The sequence below is a fragment of the Lysobacter sp. K5869 genome (assembly GCF_018847975.1).
GTDB lineage: Bacteria > Pseudomonadota > Gammaproteobacteria > Xanthomonadales > Xanthomonadaceae > Lysobacter.
The window spans coordinates 234,270-248,495 of record NZ_CP072597.1 but is presented as its reverse complement, the minus strand read 5'-3'; the positions used below and the strand labels follow the sequence as shown (position 1 = coordinate 248,495).

The 14,226-nt window shown below is 70.8% G+C and carries 19 protein-coding genes; 13 read left to right on the top strand and 6 right to left on the bottom strand.

The annotated features are described in order from the left end of the window. Positions 1–27 precede the first annotated feature (27 nt). A complete protein-coding gene (locus J5226_RS01065; protein WP_215838008.1) occupies positions 28–759 on the bottom strand; it encodes a helix-turn-helix domain-containing protein in 732 nt (243 codons plus the stop codon). Positions 760–958: 199 nt separating this feature from the next. On the opposite strand from J5226_RS01065, the gene J5226_RS01060 reads away from it, so the two are divergent. Then, entirely contained in the window at positions 959–1,819 is an 861-nt protein-coding gene (locus J5226_RS01060) for a hypothetical protein (protein WP_215838007.1), read from the top strand. 166 nt (positions 1,820–1,985) lie between these two features. Here J5226_RS01060 and J5226_RS01055 read toward each other — a convergent pair whose 3' ends face one another. After that, positions 1,986–2,822 (bottom strand): universal stress protein, encoded by an 837-nt coding sequence (locus J5226_RS01055; protein ID WP_215838006.1) that lies wholly within the window; start codon positions 2,820–2,822, stop codon positions 1,986–1,988. 283 nt (positions 2,823–3,105) lie between these two features. On the opposite strand from J5226_RS01055, the gene cydP reads away from it, so the two are divergent. The 5 genes from cydP to J5226_RS01030 are packed head-to-tail and all read left to right on the top strand — an operon-like array spanning position 3,106 to position 6,467. Beyond that, positions 3,106–3,315 (top strand): cytochrome oxidase putative small subunit CydP, encoded by a 210-nt coding sequence (gene cydP, locus J5226_RS01050; RefSeq protein WP_215838005.1) that lies wholly within the window; start codon positions 3,106–3,108, stop codon positions 3,313–3,315. A 4-nt stretch (positions 3,316–3,319) separates the two neighbouring features. Next, positions 3,320–4,885, top strand: a complete 1,566-nt coding sequence (locus J5226_RS01045; protein WP_215838004.1) for a cytochrome ubiquinol oxidase subunit I — start codon at positions 3,320–3,322, stop codon at positions 4,883–4,885. Between the two features lie 9 nt (positions 4,886–4,894). Continuing rightward, the gene (cydB, locus tag J5226_RS01040; RefSeq protein ID WP_215838003.1) at positions 4,895–6,028 is read left to right on the top strand and encodes a cytochrome d ubiquinol oxidase subunit II; all 1,134 of its coding nucleotides are present in this window, start codon (positions 4,895–4,897) and stop codon (positions 6,026–6,028) included. Next, positions 6,028–6,153: a cytochrome bd-I oxidase subunit CydX gene (gene cydX, locus J5226_RS01035; protein ID WP_215838002.1), complete on the top strand. Its 126-nt coding sequence runs from the start codon at positions 6,028–6,030 to the stop codon at positions 6,151–6,153. The genes cydB and cydX overlap by 1 nt, the downstream gene beginning before the upstream one ends. Beyond that, positions 6,153–6,467, top strand: a complete 315-nt coding sequence (locus J5226_RS01030) for a cyd operon YbgE family protein (RefSeq protein WP_215838001.1) — start codon at positions 6,153–6,155, stop codon at positions 6,465–6,467. The genes cydX and J5226_RS01030 overlap by 1 nt, the downstream gene beginning before the upstream one ends. A gap of 4 nt (positions 6,468–6,471) precedes the next feature. Here J5226_RS01030 and J5226_RS01025 read toward each other — a convergent pair whose 3' ends face one another. The 3 genes from J5226_RS01025 to J5226_RS01015 form a co-directional block, all read right to left on the bottom strand. Then, positions 6,472–7,098 (bottom strand): LysE family translocator, encoded by a 627-nt coding sequence (locus J5226_RS01025; RefSeq protein WP_215838000.1) that lies wholly within the window; start codon positions 7,096–7,098, stop codon positions 6,472–6,474. Between the two features lie 72 nt (positions 7,099–7,170). Beyond that, on the bottom strand, positions 7,171–7,974 hold the full coding sequence (locus J5226_RS01020; RefSeq protein ID WP_215837999.1) for an SDR family NAD(P)-dependent oxidoreductase: 804 nt from the start codon (positions 7,972–7,974) through the stop codon (positions 7,171–7,173). Then, positions 7,958–8,335 carry a VOC family protein gene (locus J5226_RS01015; protein WP_215837998.1) on the bottom strand — a complete coding sequence of 126 codons (378 nt, stop codon included), beginning with the start codon at positions 8,333–8,335 and terminating at the stop codon, positions 7,958–7,960. The genes J5226_RS01020 and J5226_RS01015 overlap by 17 nt, the downstream gene beginning before the upstream one ends. A gap of 151 nt (positions 8,336–8,486) precedes the next feature. Between J5226_RS01015 and J5226_RS01010 the strand changes: the two genes are divergently transcribed. Continuing rightward, positions 8,487–9,389: a LysR family transcriptional regulator gene (locus J5226_RS01010; protein ID WP_215837997.1), complete on the top strand. Its 903-nt coding sequence runs from the start codon at positions 8,487–8,489 to the stop codon at positions 9,387–9,389. Between the two features lie 268 nt (positions 9,390–9,657). Next, complete coding sequence (locus J5226_RS01005; RefSeq protein ID WP_074873579.1) at positions 9,658–9,822, top strand: DUF1328 domain-containing protein; 165 nt, start codon at positions 9,658–9,660, stop codon at positions 9,820–9,822. A gap of 108 nt (positions 9,823–9,930) precedes the next feature. On the opposite strand, the gene J5226_RS01000 is transcribed toward J5226_RS01005, so the two are convergent. Next, the gene (locus J5226_RS01000) at positions 9,931–10,863 is read right to left on the bottom strand and encodes a LysR family transcriptional regulator (RefSeq protein WP_215837996.1); all 933 of its coding nucleotides are present in this window, start codon (positions 10,861–10,863) and stop codon (positions 9,931–9,933) included. 144 nt (positions 10,864–11,007) lie between these two features. Between J5226_RS01000 and pcaD the strand changes: the two genes are divergently transcribed. The 5 genes from pcaD (at position 11,008) to J5226_RS00975 (ending at position 14,183) form a co-directional block, all read left to right on the top strand. Beyond that, positions 11,008–11,805: a 3-oxoadipate enol-lactonase gene (gene pcaD, locus J5226_RS00995; RefSeq protein WP_215837995.1), complete on the top strand. Its 798-nt coding sequence runs from the start codon at positions 11,008–11,010 to the stop codon at positions 11,803–11,805. An 85-nt stretch (positions 11,806–11,890) separates the two neighbouring features. Next, positions 11,891–12,142, top strand: a complete 252-nt coding sequence (locus J5226_RS00990; RefSeq protein WP_215837994.1) for a hypothetical protein — start codon at positions 11,891–11,893, stop codon at positions 12,140–12,142. 213 nt (positions 12,143–12,355) lie between these two features. Next, positions 12,356–12,820, top strand: a complete 465-nt coding sequence (locus J5226_RS00985) for an RcnB family protein (RefSeq protein ID WP_215837993.1) — start codon at positions 12,356–12,358, stop codon at positions 12,818–12,820. A 61-nt stretch (positions 12,821–12,881) separates the two neighbouring features. Next, entirely contained in the window at positions 12,882–13,166 is a 285-nt protein-coding gene (locus J5226_RS00980; RefSeq protein WP_215837992.1) for a hypothetical protein, read from the top strand. A gap of 99 nt (positions 13,167–13,265) precedes the next feature. Continuing rightward, positions 13,266–14,183: a haloalkane dehalogenase gene (locus J5226_RS00975; RefSeq protein WP_215837991.1), complete on the top strand. Its 918-nt coding sequence runs from the start codon at positions 13,266–13,268 to the stop codon at positions 14,181–14,183. Positions 14,184–14,226 lie beyond the last annotated feature (43 nt).

The window sequence follows — 14,226 nt, the reverse complement described above, 5'->3', positions numbered from 1 at the left end:
CCACGTCCGATCCGATGCCGGCGCGGCTCAGTGCACGCGCCCGCCCGCGGCGAGCAGCTCGCTGAGCGCGGCGCGGTCGCGCAGCACGATCTCGCGGCCCGCCACGCCGATCAAACCGCGCGCTTGCAGGCGCGACAGCGAGCGGGCCACCGTTTCCAACGTCAGCGACAGGAAATTGCCGAGTTCGGCGCGGGTCATGCGCAGTTGCAGGCGTTCGCCGCTGAATCCGAGCGCGTGCAGGCGCGCGGCCAGATCGAACAGGAACGTCACCACGCGCTGATCGGCGCCGAGCGTGCCCAACGCCAGCATCCAGTTCCAGTCGCGGCGGATCTCGCGCGCCAGCAGCGCGGTGATGCGTTCCTGGAATTCGGGCAGTTCGCTGCGCAGCCGCGCGAACGGCACCTCCCACAACTCGCCGGTGTCCAGCGCGACCGCGTCGCAGGCGTACGCGCTCATGTCCAGCGCGTCCAGGCCGAGCAGATCGCCGCGCATGCGGAAGCCGGTGATCTTCTCGCGGCCGTCCTCGCTGACCAGCGCGGTCTTGAAGCAGCCGGCGTGCACGAGATACAGCGCGGTGCGCGGCTGCCCGGCGCGGAACACGTGCTGCTTGGCGCGCAGCTTGCGGCGTTGCAGCGGCCAGCCGCGGCGCAGCAGTTCGCGTTGCAGCCACGATTCCAGGCTCTCGTCCTCCGCTTGCGGCGCGACGGCGCACGCGGCGGCGCAAGAGGTTTCGGCGTAGGCGGCGTGTTCGAGCAGCATGGCGGCGGTTCCGGTTCGGCGTGGCGACTGCGCACAGGCTAGGCGCGCGAACGCCCGCGCCGATTCGAGGGCGGTAACCAGCGGTAACGGTTTGTAACGCACCGATCCGCGCGCGCCGGCTTGATCCCGATCAAGAAAGCCGTGCCCGGCGCGGGCACAGTTGACGTCTGCGGGCGCGGCCCGCGCCGCCGGACCGCCCGTGACCCGCCTGACCCGATTCACCGATGCGCACGCCGTCGACCTGTGGGACACCCGCTTCCGTTGGCGCAGCGGCGAGCGCCTGCGCGACCGCACCGTGGACGCGACCTGGCAGCGCGTGGCCGCGGCGCTGGGCGGCAGCGGCGGCGACGGCGGTCATTGGCGCAGCCGCTACGCGGCCGCGTTCGGCGCGTGGCAGATTCTTCCCGACCCGCGCTTGCTGCGTCGCGCCGGCACCGAGCGCGCCGTGCCGCCGCTGCGCACGCCGCGCGCGGCGCTCAACGTTGGCGCGTTCGTGATCGACGCCGGCGGCGCGCGGGCGCGCTTCGATTTCGAGCGCTTCGCCGCGACGGCCGCGTTGGCGGTGCGGTTGCTCGACGATGCGGCCGAAGCGTTCGGCGTCGATCACGGAACGCTGCGCCTGGAGGTCGGGTTGATCGGCGTGGCCGATGCGTTCGCGTCGCTGGGCGTGGATTATCTCGGCGGCGATGCGCCGCCGTTGGCGCAGGCCATCGCGCGGTCGCTGGCGTTGGGCGCTCTGCAGGGCGCGTCGCGGCTCGCGCGCGAGCGCGGCGCGCGCGGCGAGGGCGGGGCGCTCGCGTCGTTATGGGTGTCGCGCGAACTACCGGCGGCGCTGGCCGATGCCGCGTCGAACAACCATCGGCATGCGCGACTGACCCGCGTGCGCCCGCAGCCGTCGCTGGCGCGTTTGGCCAACGGCGCGAGCGACGGCATCGAACCGGCGTGGCTGCGACCGGGATCGATGGAAGGCGTCACGCCGCAGGCCCTGCGCGCGGCGCGCGCGCGGATCGCCGCGGCGATGCAGGCCTGGATCGACGCGCCCATCCGAACCCGGCCGTAGTTTCGACGGTCCCCTGTAGGAGCGACGCGAGTCGCGACCGCGACCTCGCGCCTGCGACGAAACCTTCCTATCGTCGTTGCATCGAACGCAGCGATGACGGCGGTTTCGGCGTGGTTTCGTTGTCGCGGTCGCGACTCGCGTCGCTCCTACAGGGGGCTGCGGAGCATCAGTGGCCGAAGAACACGGGGATCCGCGCCGACAGGAACAACTCGCGCGTCACCCCGCCCAGCACCCACTCGCGCAGCCGCGAGTGGCCGTAACCCCCGGCCACCAACACCTGCACGCCGCTGCGCTCGGCGTAGTCGAGCAAGGCCTCGGCCACGCCGCGATCGCCCGCGCGCAGGTTGACCAGATCGGTGGGAATGCTGTGGCGGACCAGATGCGCGACCATGCGCCGCGCCGATTCCAGCGCCGGGTCGTCGTCGCCCCGGCCGATCACCACCAGTTCCACCAAGCCCGCGTCGGACAGCAGCGGCAGCGCGTCGTGCACGGCGCGCGTGGTCTGGCGGGTGGGTTGCCACGCGATCATCGCCCGCCGCAACGGCAAGGTCGGGCCGCTGCGCGGCGGCACGGTCAGCACCGGGCGGCCGGATTCGAGCAACAGCGCGGTGAACCATGCGTGCAGCGCGCCGCTGTCCTGCGCTTCGCCGCCGCTGCCGGCGACGAGGCACAGGTCGGCGTCGAAGGCTTCGTGCGCGACCGTGCGCGGCGCGTCGGCGTACAAGGCCTCGACCACGCGCGCGTCCCAGCTCACGGCCTCGTCGTCCAGGCGCAGCTTGAGTTCGCTCAAGCGCTGCTGGCCGCGCTGGCGCAGTTCCTCGTACACGCCGCCGACGGTCGGATCGGGAATCACATCCCAGGCGTGGCTGATCGGCACCGGCAGATCGACGCTCTCCAGCACCGCCAGACGCGCGCTGTGGCGCGCGGCAAGCTTGACCGCCAGACGCAACGCATCGGCGTCGCCGGCGTTGCCGGTCATCGCAATCATCAGATCTTTGTACATGAGGGTTCTCCGCGGCCGCGGCGGGCGTCGCCCGCATTGCGTTCTTGCGCCTACTACAGCCGTCCGCGCGCGCGCGGTGTTGACCCGGATCAAGCCGCGCCGGTGACCGGCGGCGGCGTTCGCCGCGCGCGGGCGGCGGCGGGGCCGGGCGGAGCGTCGCCGCCGGCGGAAGCGGCCGCCGCGCGGCGCGGCCGGCGGCCGGATCGGCGGGCGGCTTGACCTGGATCAACACGCCGCCGGCCCTGTTGCCTTGCAATGCTCGCAGATTCCCCGGGAGCCGGCCGTGAAAACTCCGCCCGCCCAGCTCGATGAACGCGGCGCCCGCGGCGCTGTGAAGCCGCGATGGAGCGCGGCCTTGCTGCGCCGCATCGCGCTGACCATCGCCGCCAAGCTGGCGTTGCTGACCGCGCTGTATCTGCTGTTCTTCTCGCCCTCGCACCGTCCGCCGGTCGACGCCGGCGCGGTCGACCGGCTCCTCCTGCACGCAAGGTGACCCCATGCCGGACCTGTACGTCGTCGATCTGTCGCGCCTGCAATTCGCGCTGACCGCGCTTTACCACTTCCTGTTCGTGCCGCTGACCATCGGGTTGGCGCTGATGATCGCGATCATGGAGAGCGTCTACGTGATGACCGGCCGGGTCATCTGGAAGCAGATGACCCGCTTCTGGGGCGTGCTGTTCGGCATCAACTTCGCCATGGGCGTGGCCACCGGCATCACCATGGAATTCCAGTTCGGCACCAACTGGGCCTATTACTCGCATTACGTCGGCGACATCTTCGGCGCGCCGCTGGCGATCGAGGGGTTGATGGCGTTCTTCCTGGAGAGCACCTTCGTCGGCCTGTTCTTCTTCGGCTGGGACCGGTTGAGCAAGCTGCAGCACCTCACCGTGACCTGGCTGACCGCGCTGGGCGCGAACCTGTCGGCGCTGTGGATTCTGATCGCCAACGGCTGGATGCAGAACCCGGTCGGCGCCGAATTCAACTTCCACACCATGCGCATGGAGATCACCGACTTCGCCGCGGTGGTGTTCAACCCGGTGGCGCAGGCCAAGTTCGTGCACACCGTCAGCGCGGGCTACGTCACCGGCGCGATGTTCGTGCTGTCGATCAGCGCGTGGTACTTGCTGCGCGGCCGCAACATCGAGATCGCCAAGCGCTCGATGGTGGTGGCGGCGAGCTTCGGTCTGGCCTCGGCGCTGTCGGTGGCGGTGCTCGGCGACGAGAGCGGCTACACGGCGTCGGAGAACCAGAAGATGAAGGTCGCGGCGATCGAAGCCGAATGGCGCACGCATCCGGCGCCAGCCTCGTTCACGCTGTTCGGCCTGCCGAACATGGAAAAGCGCGAGACCGAGTACGCGGTGCGCATCCCGTGGGCGATGGGCTTGATCGCGACGCGCTCGCTGGACAAGGAAGTCGCCGGCATCCACGACCTGGTCGAGGAAAACCGCGGACGCATCCGTCGCGGCATCGGCGCTTACCAAGCCTTGCGCGAACTGCGCGCCGATCGCGACGACCCCGAGAAACAAGCGGCGTTCGCGGCCCTGCGCGACGACCTGGGCTTCGGCCTGCTGACGCTGCGCTACACCCTCGATCCGGCCAGCGCCAGCGACGAGATCATCGACCGCGCCGCCTGGAACACGGTGCCGAACGTGCCGGTGCTGTTCTGGTCGTTCCGGATCATGGTCGGCCTGGGCTTCTTCTTCATTTTCCTGTTCGGCGCGGCGTTCTATCTGGCCGCGCGCAACCGCTTGGAGACACGCTGGTTCCTGCGCTTGGCGCTGTATAGCCTGCCGCTGCCGTGGGTCGCCGCGGAGCTGGGCTGGATCGTCGCCGAATACGGCCGCCAACCCTGGGCCATCGACGGCGTGCTGCCGACCTTCCTCGGCGTGTCGGCGACCCATTCCACCCAGGTGATCGCCAGCTTGATCGGCTTCGTCGTGCTTTACACCGGCTTGGCCGTGGTCGACGCGGTGCTGATGCTGCGCGCGATCCGCTCCGGGCCGGACCGGCTCAAGTTCTGGCCCGCCAGCCGCGGCGCCGCGCACGACGCCCAGACCATCTGAGGAACCGTCATGATCGATTACGAACTCTTGCGCGAACTGTGGTGGCTGCTGCTCGGCGTGCTGCTGATCGGCTTCGCCCTCACCGACGGCTACGACCTGGGCTTGGGCGCGATCTTGCGCCTGATCGGCCGCGACGACGTGGAACGGCGCATGGCGCTGGAAGCGATCGAGCCGAACTGGGAAGGCAACCAAGTCTGGTTCATCCTCGGCGGCGGCGCGGTGTTCGCGGCGTGGCCGCTGCTGTACGCGGCCTCGTTCTCGGCGTTCTACTTCGCCATGTTCCTGCTGCTGGTGGCGTTGATCCTGCGACCGGTCGGCTTCGCCTTCCGCAACCGCCTGCCGCATCCGCGCTGGCGCGGCGCCTGGGACTGGGCGCTGACCATCGCCGGTGCGGTGCCGTCGCTGGTGTTCGGCGTGGCCTTCGGCAATCTGTTCCTCGGCGTGCCGCTCCACTTCACCGAGCGATTGCTGCCGGTGTACGACGGCGGCTTCCTCGGCCTGTTCCATCCGTTCGCGCTGCTGGCCGGCGTGGTGAGCTTGTCGATGCTGACGATGCACGGCGCGAGCTACGCGGCGATGCGGGTGGAAGATCCGGTCGGCGCGCGCGCGCGGCGCATCGCCCGCATCGCCGCGACGGCGGCGGTCGCGTCCTTCGCCGCGGCCGGCGTGTGGCTGCGCTCGCTGCCGGGCGCGGCCATCGTCGGCGCCTGGAACACCGGCGCGCCGTCGGACCCCTTGGCCAAGCACGCGATCGCGGTGGACGGCGGCTGGCTGGCGAACTACGCCTTGCAGCCGTGGCTGATCGCGTTGCCGGCGCTGGCGTTCGCGGCCTTGCTCGCGGTGGCGCTGCTGCGTTCGCGCAAGTGGGCGTTCATCGCCAGCGGCGTCGCGGTGGCTTGCATCATCCTCACCGCCGGCGTCTCGCTGTTTCCGTTCCTGCTGCCCTCGGCCACCGATCCCGCGCACGGCTTGACCGTGTGGGACGCCTCGTCCAGCCAGCGCACGCTGGGGATCATGCTGGTGGCCGCGGCGATCTTCCTGCCGCTGATCCTGGCCTACACCGCGTGGGCGTTCCGGGTCATGCGCGGCACCATCACCCGCGCCCACGTACAGGCGCAGGGCGAACACGAAGGAGGTTACTGATGTGGTACTTCGCCTGGATTCTCGGCTTGGCCCTGGCGTGCAGCTTCGGCGTGCTCAATGCGATGTGGTTCGAGCTGCGCGAGGACGAAGAGCAAGCGCGCGGCGAAGCGCGGCGGGGCCGCTGATGCGCGCCGCGCGCGAGTTCGCGCCGGCCGCCGCGCAAGACGCCGCGCCCGGCGCGGGCTGGGCGCGCGCGTTCTCGTTGCTGCTCGCGGCGGCGTTGTCGTTGGCGCTGCTGTTCCTGCCGGCGATGCGTGGCGCCGGGCTCAGCCCGGGCGCGCACGGCTTGCTGACGCCGCTGGTGATGGCGATCTGCGCCGGCTTCGTCCACGGCGTCGGCTTTCGCCCGCGCCGCGCTTGGGCGCGCGCGCTGACGCATCCGGCGCTGCTGTGGCCGCTGATGCTGGGGCTGGCCGCGCTGTGGGCGCGCAGTCTGTAACGGCTCAGCGCTGCGCGGTGGCGAGCTTGGCGGCGAGCCCGGCGAACACCGCCGCGGCGGCGCGGTTCATCCAGCGCTGCGCGCGCGCCGAGCGGGCGAAGCGCTGACCGACCGCGCCCGCGCTCAGGGCCAGCGCGCCGAACACCAGCAGCGTCGCGACGATGAAGGTCGCGCCCAGCGCCAGCATCTGCAAGGTCACCGAGCCGGCCTGCTTGTCGACGAACTGCGGCAGGAAGGCGAGGAAGAAGATCGAGACCTTGGGATTGGTGAGGTTCATGACGATGCCGCGCAGGTAGAGCTTGCCGGCGCCGGCGCGCGCCGCGCCGGCCTCGCCGTCGACCGCCATCGCCGGCGCGCGCAGCGACTGCCACGCCAGATACAACAGATACGCCGCGCCCGCGTACTTGAGCAGATCGAAGGCGAGCCGCGAGCGCTCGAACAGCGCCGCCACGCCCAGCGCCACCGCGCCGGTGTGCACCAACAGCCCGGTGCACAGCCCCAGCACCACCCACAGGCCGGCGCGCTTGCCGCGCAGCGCGGATTGGGTGAGCACGAATACGTTGTCCGGGCCGGGCACGACGCCGAGGAACAAAGCGGTGGCGAAGAAGGCGGCGAGGGTGTTCGGGTCCATCGGCGGCTCCGGTGCGGATGCCTCATTGGAGGCGAGCGCGCCGCCGCATGCAAGCGCCGGTGTCCGGAGAATTCAGACCATGACCCGCCCGCCGGCCACGTCGAGCACGGTGCCGGTGATCCAGGCCGACGCGTCGCTGAGCAGGAACAGCGAGGCCGCCGCGACATCCGCCGGTTCGCCGAGCCGGCCGAGCGGAAACGTCGGCAGCATCTGTGCCTGCCGCTCCGGCGGCAGATGCGCGCGGGTGCGTTCGGTCAGCACCGCGGAGGGCGACAGACAGTTCGCGCGCAAGCCGCGCGGGCCGAGTTCGTGCGCGAGCTGCCGGGTCAAGGCGATCACTCCGGCCTTGGCCGCGGCATACCCCGCCGGCGCGCCGGCCACAACGCGTGCGCCGGCCGAGGCCATGGTCAGCAGCGCGCCGCTGCCGCGCGCGATCATGCCGGGGAGGAAGCTCTTGACGACGAAGAAGGTCGCGGTGAGGTTGTGATCGAGGCTGGAGCGCCAATCGCGCTCGTCGATCTCGTGCACCGGCATCGGCCGGCCGCTGCCGCCGCCGGCGAAGGCGAGGACGAAGTCGGGCGCGCCGAAGCGCGCTAGCACGTCGTCGCGCAAGATTTCGACTTGCGCCAGATCGGAACAATCGGCGACGAAGGCTTCGGCCTCGCCGCCGGCTTCGCGCAGCGCGGCCACGGTCGCCGCCAGCGCATCGCGGTCGCGGCCGTTGACCGCCACGCGCACGCCGTTGCGCGCGAGCGCGAGCGCGGTGGCGGCGCCCAGGCCGCGCGAGCCGCCGGTGATCACCGCGGTTTTGCCTCGCAGATCGTCGTAGGTGGGAACGCAAGCGGGGGGCGCGGGATGCTCAGGACGCAGGCTCATGGGTGCGGATTTCCAGGTTGTGGCGGTCCGGATCGAAGAAGTACAGCGCCTCGGCCGCGCCCATCGCGCCGTACTGGCGGCCGCTGCGCCCGTCGCGCTGGAACGGCGAAGCGCCATAGGCGACGCCCAGCGCGTCGAGGTTCGCGCGCACGCGCTCGAAGCCGGCGCGGTCGAGGCGGAAGGCGAGATGAGCGGCATCGCGCGGCGCTTCCTGCAGCAAGTCGAGGGTAGTGCCGGCGTCCACGCGCAGCACCCGGAACGGCGCGGGGCCGGGTTCTTCGCGCAGGCCGAGGGCGTCGCGGTAGAAGCGCGCCGACGCGGCGGCGTCGGCCACGCGCAAAATCAAATGATCGAGATGCATGACGGCGGACCGGGCGGGGGATGCGGCGCCGTTGCGCTTGTTGCGCGACCGGCGCCGGTGGCAGTCTAGGCGCCCCCGCGGCGCCGGCGCAGTCTTCGCGCAGGCATGGCCGCCATTCGCAAACGCATCGCGCAAGCGGCGAAGGACGACGATGGATTGGGACGATTTCAAGATCGCCTTGGCGATCGCGCGCCACGGCAGCCTCAGCGCGGCGGCGCGCGCGCTCGGCAGCACCCAGCCCACGGTCGGGCGGCGCCTGGACGCGCTGGAGCAGGAACTGGGCGCGAAGCTGTTCGAGCGCGAGGCCGGCGGCATGCGCGTCAACGCGCTCGGCCAGAGCCTGCTGGAAGGCCTGGAGCAGATGGACGCCGGAGCGCTGGCGGTGCAGCGGCGCATCGCCGCGCGCGATACCGGCTTGGACGGTTCGTTGCTGGTGACCAGCCTGGACTGGCTCGGCGACGACGTGATCGCGCCGATGTTGGCGCGCTTCGGCGCGCTGCATCCGGGGCTGGAACTGGAACTCATCAACGACGTGCGGGTGTTCAATCTCGCCCGCCGCGAGGCCGATCTGGCATTCCGGTTCGGTTCGTTCGCGCAAGAGAATCTGGTCGACCGGCGGGTCGGCGATGTCGCGTACGCGCTCTACGCCAGCGACGATTATCTGGCCCGCCACGGCCGGCCCGATCCCGCCAACGGTCTTGACGGCCACGCGTTGGTGTTGATGGACCGCGCCGCCGGCGCGGTCGCGCACGAGGCGTGGCTGCCGCCGCTGGCGACGCGCGCGCGGGTGGCGCTGCGCGCCAACGGCCTGCGTTCGCATCTGGCCGCGGTGCGCGAAGGCGCAGCGATGGCGGTGCTGCCGTGTTTGCTGGGCGAACGCGAAGCGGGATTGCAGCGCGTGGACGTCGGCGCGCCGCCGGTGATCCGGCCGGTGCGGGCGGGGTTCCATTCGGATATGCGGCAAACGCCGCGGTTGCGCGCGTTGGTCGATTTCGCCGCGGCCGAGTTCGAGCGGTTGGCGGATCGGCTGTGTCCGCCGGCCTTGCGTCGTTAATCGGCTTCCCGCTGTAGGAGCGGCGTAAGCCGCGACCGCGAAACCTCGCTTGCGTCGTACGCGGGAGGTCGCGGTCGCGGCTTACGCCGCTCCTACAGGCAGCGACCGCGACGACGCGGCGAGTACGAAGCGTTAACGCCATCGCGACCTCGCTGAAGCGCGCATGCACGCCCTCGCGCATCCTCACCGCCCGCGAACTTCCCGTGCGCCAGGATCGACTCACGAGCTCGGGCTCCACCCGAAGCGCAGCACGCCGCAGGAGGTTCGCATGCTTCACTACGCCGTCGTGTTTTTCGTCATCGCCCTGATCGCCGCGGTGCTGGGCTTCACCGGCATCGCCGGCGCCGCCAGCAACATCGCCTGGATCTTGTTCGTGGTGTTCGTGGTGCTGGCGGTCATTTCGCTGCTGCGCGGCCGCCGTCCGGCGGCGTGACGCGGGCGATCCGTCCGCCGCGGCGCGGACCCTTCGCGCGCCGCACAGCCGGGCCGGTTCGCCGGCCCGGCTTCGTATTGGGGGCTGCGAATCGCGCCGTGCGGCGCTTCAGCCGCGCGTCTTGCGCTTAGCGTTGCCCAGCGCCTCGCGAAAGACCGGCGCCTGCGTTTGCAAATACGCCCACAAGCGCTCGGCCACCGGACCGTGCGCGCGGTCGGCGCGGCGCGCGGCGACCAAGCGCTCGCCGCGGCCCGGCAGCCAGCGTCCGGCGATCGACAGCAGGCGCCCGTCGCGCAGTTCTTCTTCGACCAGGAAGCCCGGCATATGGCCCCAGGCCAGGCCGTGCGCGATCAAATCCTTCTTCATCAACTGATCGGCCACCGTGCACTGCGGCGCGCCGTCGATGGTGAAGTAGTCCACCGGCGGCGAATGCCGCGCGCTGTCGCGCATCACGCATTGGGTCAGGCCGCGCAGCTGCTCCGGCCGGATCGCGCGGTCGATGGGGAAGGGCAGAAAGCCCGGCGCGACCACCGGCACCATCGTCACCTCGCCGAGCGCGATCGCTTCCAGGCGCGCGTCGCCGTCGTCGATGCGGTGCACGATCAGGTCGGCGGTGTCGTCGAACAGGCGCTCCTTCGGTCCGCTCACCGACTCGAAGTGCAGATGCAGGCGGGTGTTCGGGCATTGGGCGAAGAAGCGGCCGAGCACGGCGAGCGCCTGCGGGCGCGGGCACAGATCGCCGAGCACGATGTGCAGCTCGCTTTCCTCGCCCATCGCCAACTGCTCGGCATGGGTGCGCAGTTGCTGCGATTCGCGCAGCAGATTCTGGGCGCGGCGGTGGAAGGAGCGGCCCGCGGCGGTCGGCGCGACCCGGTAGCCGCTGCGGTCCAGCAGCGCCAAGCCGAGCTGGCGCTCCAGCCGCGCGACCGCCGCGAACACCGCCGGATGCGAACGATGCAGCTTCGCCGCCGCGGCCTGGAAGCCGCCGGCCTGGATCACCGCGTCGAAGCATTGCAGGTCGTGCAGGGTGAATCCGGACATGTCGGGCTCTATTTAAATTTTATCTACAAGGAACTTGCGATCTTTGTAATATCAATACGGACGCCCGGCAACCAGGATGTGCGGCATGCGGCGGCATCGATCCGATGCCCGAGCCGCGACACCGACATCCACTGGAGCCCGATCATGTCCGCATCCGACCACATCCTCACCGGCGACGGCGTCCGCATCGCCTACCGTTTCGACGGCGAGCCCGGCCTGCCCGTGCTGGTGCTGTCCAATTCCATCGCCACCGACCTGCACATGTGGGACGCGCAGATTCCGGCGCTGAGCCAACGTTTCCGCGTGCTGCGCTACGACGCGCGCGGTCACGGCGGCTCCGGCGCGCCGGCGGGCGCGTACTCGCTCGACCGGCTCGGCCGCGACGTGCTGGAACTGCTCGATGCGTTGAATCTGCAGCGCGTGCATTTCCTCGGCCTGTCGCTGGGCGGCTTCGTCGGCCAGTGGTTGGCCGTGCACGCGCCCGAGCGCATCGACCGGCTGGTGCTGAGCAACACCTCCGCGCACCTGGGCCCGGCGTCGGTGTTCGACGAACGCATCCGCGAGACCTTGGCCGCCACCGACATGCAGGCCATCGGCGACGGTTTTCTGCGCAATTGGTTTCCCGCGTCCATGCTCGATGCCGCCGACCCGCGCGTGGAGCCGTTCCGCGCCGTCTTGCTGGCGCAGAGCGCGGTCGGCCTCGCCGGCAGCTTCGCCGCGGTGCGCGATGCCGACTTGCGCCGCGTCGGCGGCCTGATCGCCGCGCCGACCTTGGTGATCGCCGGCGAATCGGACCCGGTGACGCTGGCCGAACACGGCCGCGCCATCGCCGAATCGGTGCCGGGCGCGCGCTTCGAGCTGATGCCCGCGGTGCACATGGCCAACATCGAATGTGCCGAAGCGTTCGAGCGGGCGGTGCTGGGCTTCCTGTCCGCCCACTGACGGCTGTCATTGCGCGACCGACGGCGCGGTCGCGTCGCCCGGGCTTGGAGTATCTTCGGCCGGTCTCCACGCCCGCGCCGCACCCATGACCGACCGCGAACGCCGCAAAGCCGATGCCGAACTGGTGAGCCCGGTGGGTTTGCGCGCCGGGCTCAACCGCGCCCAACTCGATGCGTTGGCGACGCTGGAGCAGTTGGGCTGGACCCTGCGCTTCGTGCGCCGGCCGCTGTTCCAAGATCCGATCCCGGTGGTGTTCCGCCGCGACGGCGAGCGGTTCGTGGTGATCGAAACCGACGGTTCGTTGAACGAGAATCCGGGTTTCCGCATCCGCGAGTAAACCTTCGTCGCCTGCGTTCGCGCTGAACCGTCCCCCAGCGGGCCGGCGCGCTTACGCGAACGCAACCCGCGCTTCGCGCGCGGCTTACGATTGAAAACTTTTAATCCTCTCGCCAGCACCACGACAGCCCGGCGGACTGAGGATCACAGGCACGCGTCCGGCAGCCGCGATCGTCGCTGACATCCCGTCAGCCTCCGTTGAGGAGTCCAGATCATGTTCGCCTTGTCCTGTCATCGCTCCCGCCACGCCGCAGCAGCAGCGTTGGCCCTGGCGCTGTGCGCCGCCGTCCTGCCCGCCGCCGCGTTCGAGCGCCGCGGCGGCGGCGTCGAAGTCCAGCGCGAGCCGCACGGCTATCGGCGGATGGAGCCGCCGCGCGGCATCGAACTGCGCCCGCGCGAATTCGACCGCGGCTATTTCGCCCACAACTTTCAGGCCCATCGCGGCTACCGCGTCGGCCCGTGGCGCGCGCCGCCGGGCTACGCCTACCGGCGCTGGCGTTACGGCGAATTCCTGCCGCGCGCGTACTGGGGGCCGGAATTCGTGCTCGCCGATTTCTGGCTGTTCGGCCTCGACATCCCGCCGATGGGCTACGAATGGGTGCGCTACGGCCCCGACGCGCTGCTGATCGACCTGCGCAGCGGCGAAGTGGTGCAAACCGTTTACGACAATTTCCTGTGAGCGCGCGCGCCGCAGCCGCGGCGCCGCTCCCCCGCGTTTTCCCCCGACCGGAGTCCTTCCGATGAATCTTCGCTACGCATCCGTCGCGGCGGCCGCCGCCTTCGCCGTGTCCGCCTTCGCCGCCCAGGCCAAGGACGCGCCCAAGCCCGCCGCCGAACCCTTGCCGCGCTACGAGTCGCTGGACAGCGACGGCGACGGCGTGGTCACCCTGCCCGAAGTGACGGTGCGCGCGCCCGAGTTGGCCAAGCGCATCGCCCACTGCGATGCCGATCGCGACAGCAAACTCAGCCGCGAGGAATACGCGGCGTGCAAACCCGAGGCGGTGGCGCGTCCGCGCGGCAGCTGAGCGCGGACGCGGCTGGTTCCATGGCTTTGCCCGGATCTGGCCCGCCGCGCGCGGGCCGGCGCCGACACACTGAAGGTCCGCCCACACCGGCCGACCGCCATGAGCGCTCCCGCTACCGCCGCCCCGAGTTCCGCCGCCGCCGAAGCGGCGATCCTGCCGACCGACACCTTGCCGCGAAGCCGCGTGCGCGCGCTCGATCTGGAGATGAGCCAGGTCGAGCTCGGCCAAGGCGCGCCGATCGTGTTCCTGCACGGCAATCCGACCTCCTCGTTTCTGTGGCGCAACGTGATCCCGCACGTCGCCGGCCTGGGCCGTTGTCTGGCGCCGGATCTGCCGGGCATGGGCCAGTCGCAGCCGATGCCGGGCGGCGGCTATCGCTTCGCCGACCACGAGCGTTATCTCGACGCATGGTTCGAGGCCATGGACCTGCGCGAAGGCGTGACCTTGGTGCTGCACGACTGGGGTTCGGCGCTGGGTTTCGATTACGCGCGCCGCCATCCCGAGCGCATCGCCGCCATCGCCTACATGGAAGCGCTGGTGCAGCCGCGCGCGTGGAGCGATTTCCCGCCGGCGCGCGAGCAATTGTTCCGCTCGATGCGCTCCGAGCAGGGCGAGCGTTTGGTCCTCGACGAGAATTTCTTCGTCGAGACCGTGCTGCCCAAGAGCATCCTGCGCACGCTGAGCGACGAGGAAATGGACGCCTACCGCGCGCCGTTCCGCACGCCCGCCTCGCGCCTGCCGGCGCTGGCGTTCGCGCGCGAGCTGCCGATCGACGGCAGCCCGGCCGATGTCGACGTCGCAGTGGCCGCCTACGCCGAATGGCTGGCGCAGAGCGAACTGCCCAAGCTGTTCGTCAACGCCGAGCCCGGCGCATTGTTGACCGGCCGCGCGCGCGAGTTCTGCCGCAGTTGGAAGAACCAGACCGAAGTCACGGTGCCGGGCATCCATTACCTGCAAGAAGACGCGCCGCACGCCATCGGTCGCGCCCTGGCCGCGTTCGTCGGTGCGCTGCGCTGAGCGCGGCCCGAACCGTATTCCTGGGACGACGGCGCGGTGGTAG

Bases quoted from the DNA above. Each gene is read 5' to 3' on its own strand.
- J5226_RS01045 (WP_215838004.1), top strand. From the start codon at position 3,320: ATGCCGGACCTGTACGTCGTCGATCTGTCGCGCCTGCAATTCGCGCTG.
- J5226_RS01000 (WP_215837996.1), bottom strand. From the start codon at position 10,863: ATGTCCGGATTCACCCTGCACGACCTGCAATGCTTCGACGCGGTGATC.
- pcaD (WP_215837995.1), top strand. From the start codon at position 11,008: ATGTCCGCATCCGACCACATCCTCACCGGCGACGGCGTCCGCATCGCC.
- J5226_RS00990 (WP_215837994.1), top strand. From the start codon at position 11,891: ATGACCGACCGCGAACGCCGCAAAGCCGATGCCGAACTGGTGAGCCCG.
- J5226_RS00985 (WP_215837993.1), top strand. From the start codon at position 12,356: ATGTTCGCCTTGTCCTGTCATCGCTCCCGCCACGCCGCAGCAGCAGCG.
- J5226_RS00975 (WP_215837991.1), top strand. From the start codon at position 13,266: ATGAGCGCTCCCGCTACCGCCGCCCCGAGTTCCGCCGCCGCCGAAGCG.
- J5226_RS01055 (WP_215838006.1), bottom strand. From the start codon at position 2,822: ATGTACAAAGATCTGATGATTGCGATGACCGGCAACGCCGGCGACGCC.
- J5226_RS01030 (WP_215838001.1), top strand. From the start codon at position 6,153: ATGCGCGCCGCGCGCGAGTTCGCGCCGGCCGCCGCGCAAGACGCCGCG.
- J5226_RS01065 (WP_215838008.1), bottom strand. From the start codon at position 759: ATGCTGCTCGAACACGCCGCCTACGCCGAAACCTCTTGCGCCGCCGCG.
- J5226_RS01015 (WP_215837998.1), bottom strand. From the start codon at position 8,335: ATGCATCTCGATCATTTGATTTTGCGCGTGGCCGACGCCGCCGCGTCG.
- J5226_RS01025 (WP_215838000.1), bottom strand. From the start codon at position 7,098: ATGGACCCGAACACCCTCGCCGCCTTCTTCGCCACCGCTTTGTTCCTC.
- J5226_RS01020 (WP_215837999.1), bottom strand. From the start codon at position 7,974: ATGAGCCTGCGTCCTGAGCATCCCGCGCCCCCCGCTTGCGTTCCCACC.
- J5226_RS01005 (WP_074873579.1), top strand. From the start codon at position 9,658: ATGCTTCACTACGCCGTCGTGTTTTTCGTCATCGCCCTGATCGCCGCG.
- cydB (WP_215838003.1), top strand. From the start codon at position 4,895: ATGATCGATTACGAACTCTTGCGCGAACTGTGGTGGCTGCTGCTCGGC.
- cydX (WP_215838002.1), top strand. From the start codon at position 6,028: ATGTGGTACTTCGCCTGGATTCTCGGCTTGGCCCTGGCGTGCAGCTTC.
- J5226_RS00980 (WP_215837992.1), top strand. From the start codon at position 12,882: ATGAATCTTCGCTACGCATCCGTCGCGGCGGCCGCCGCCTTCGCCGTG.
- J5226_RS01010 (WP_215837997.1), top strand. From the start codon at position 8,487: ATGGATTGGGACGATTTCAAGATCGCCTTGGCGATCGCGCGCCACGGC.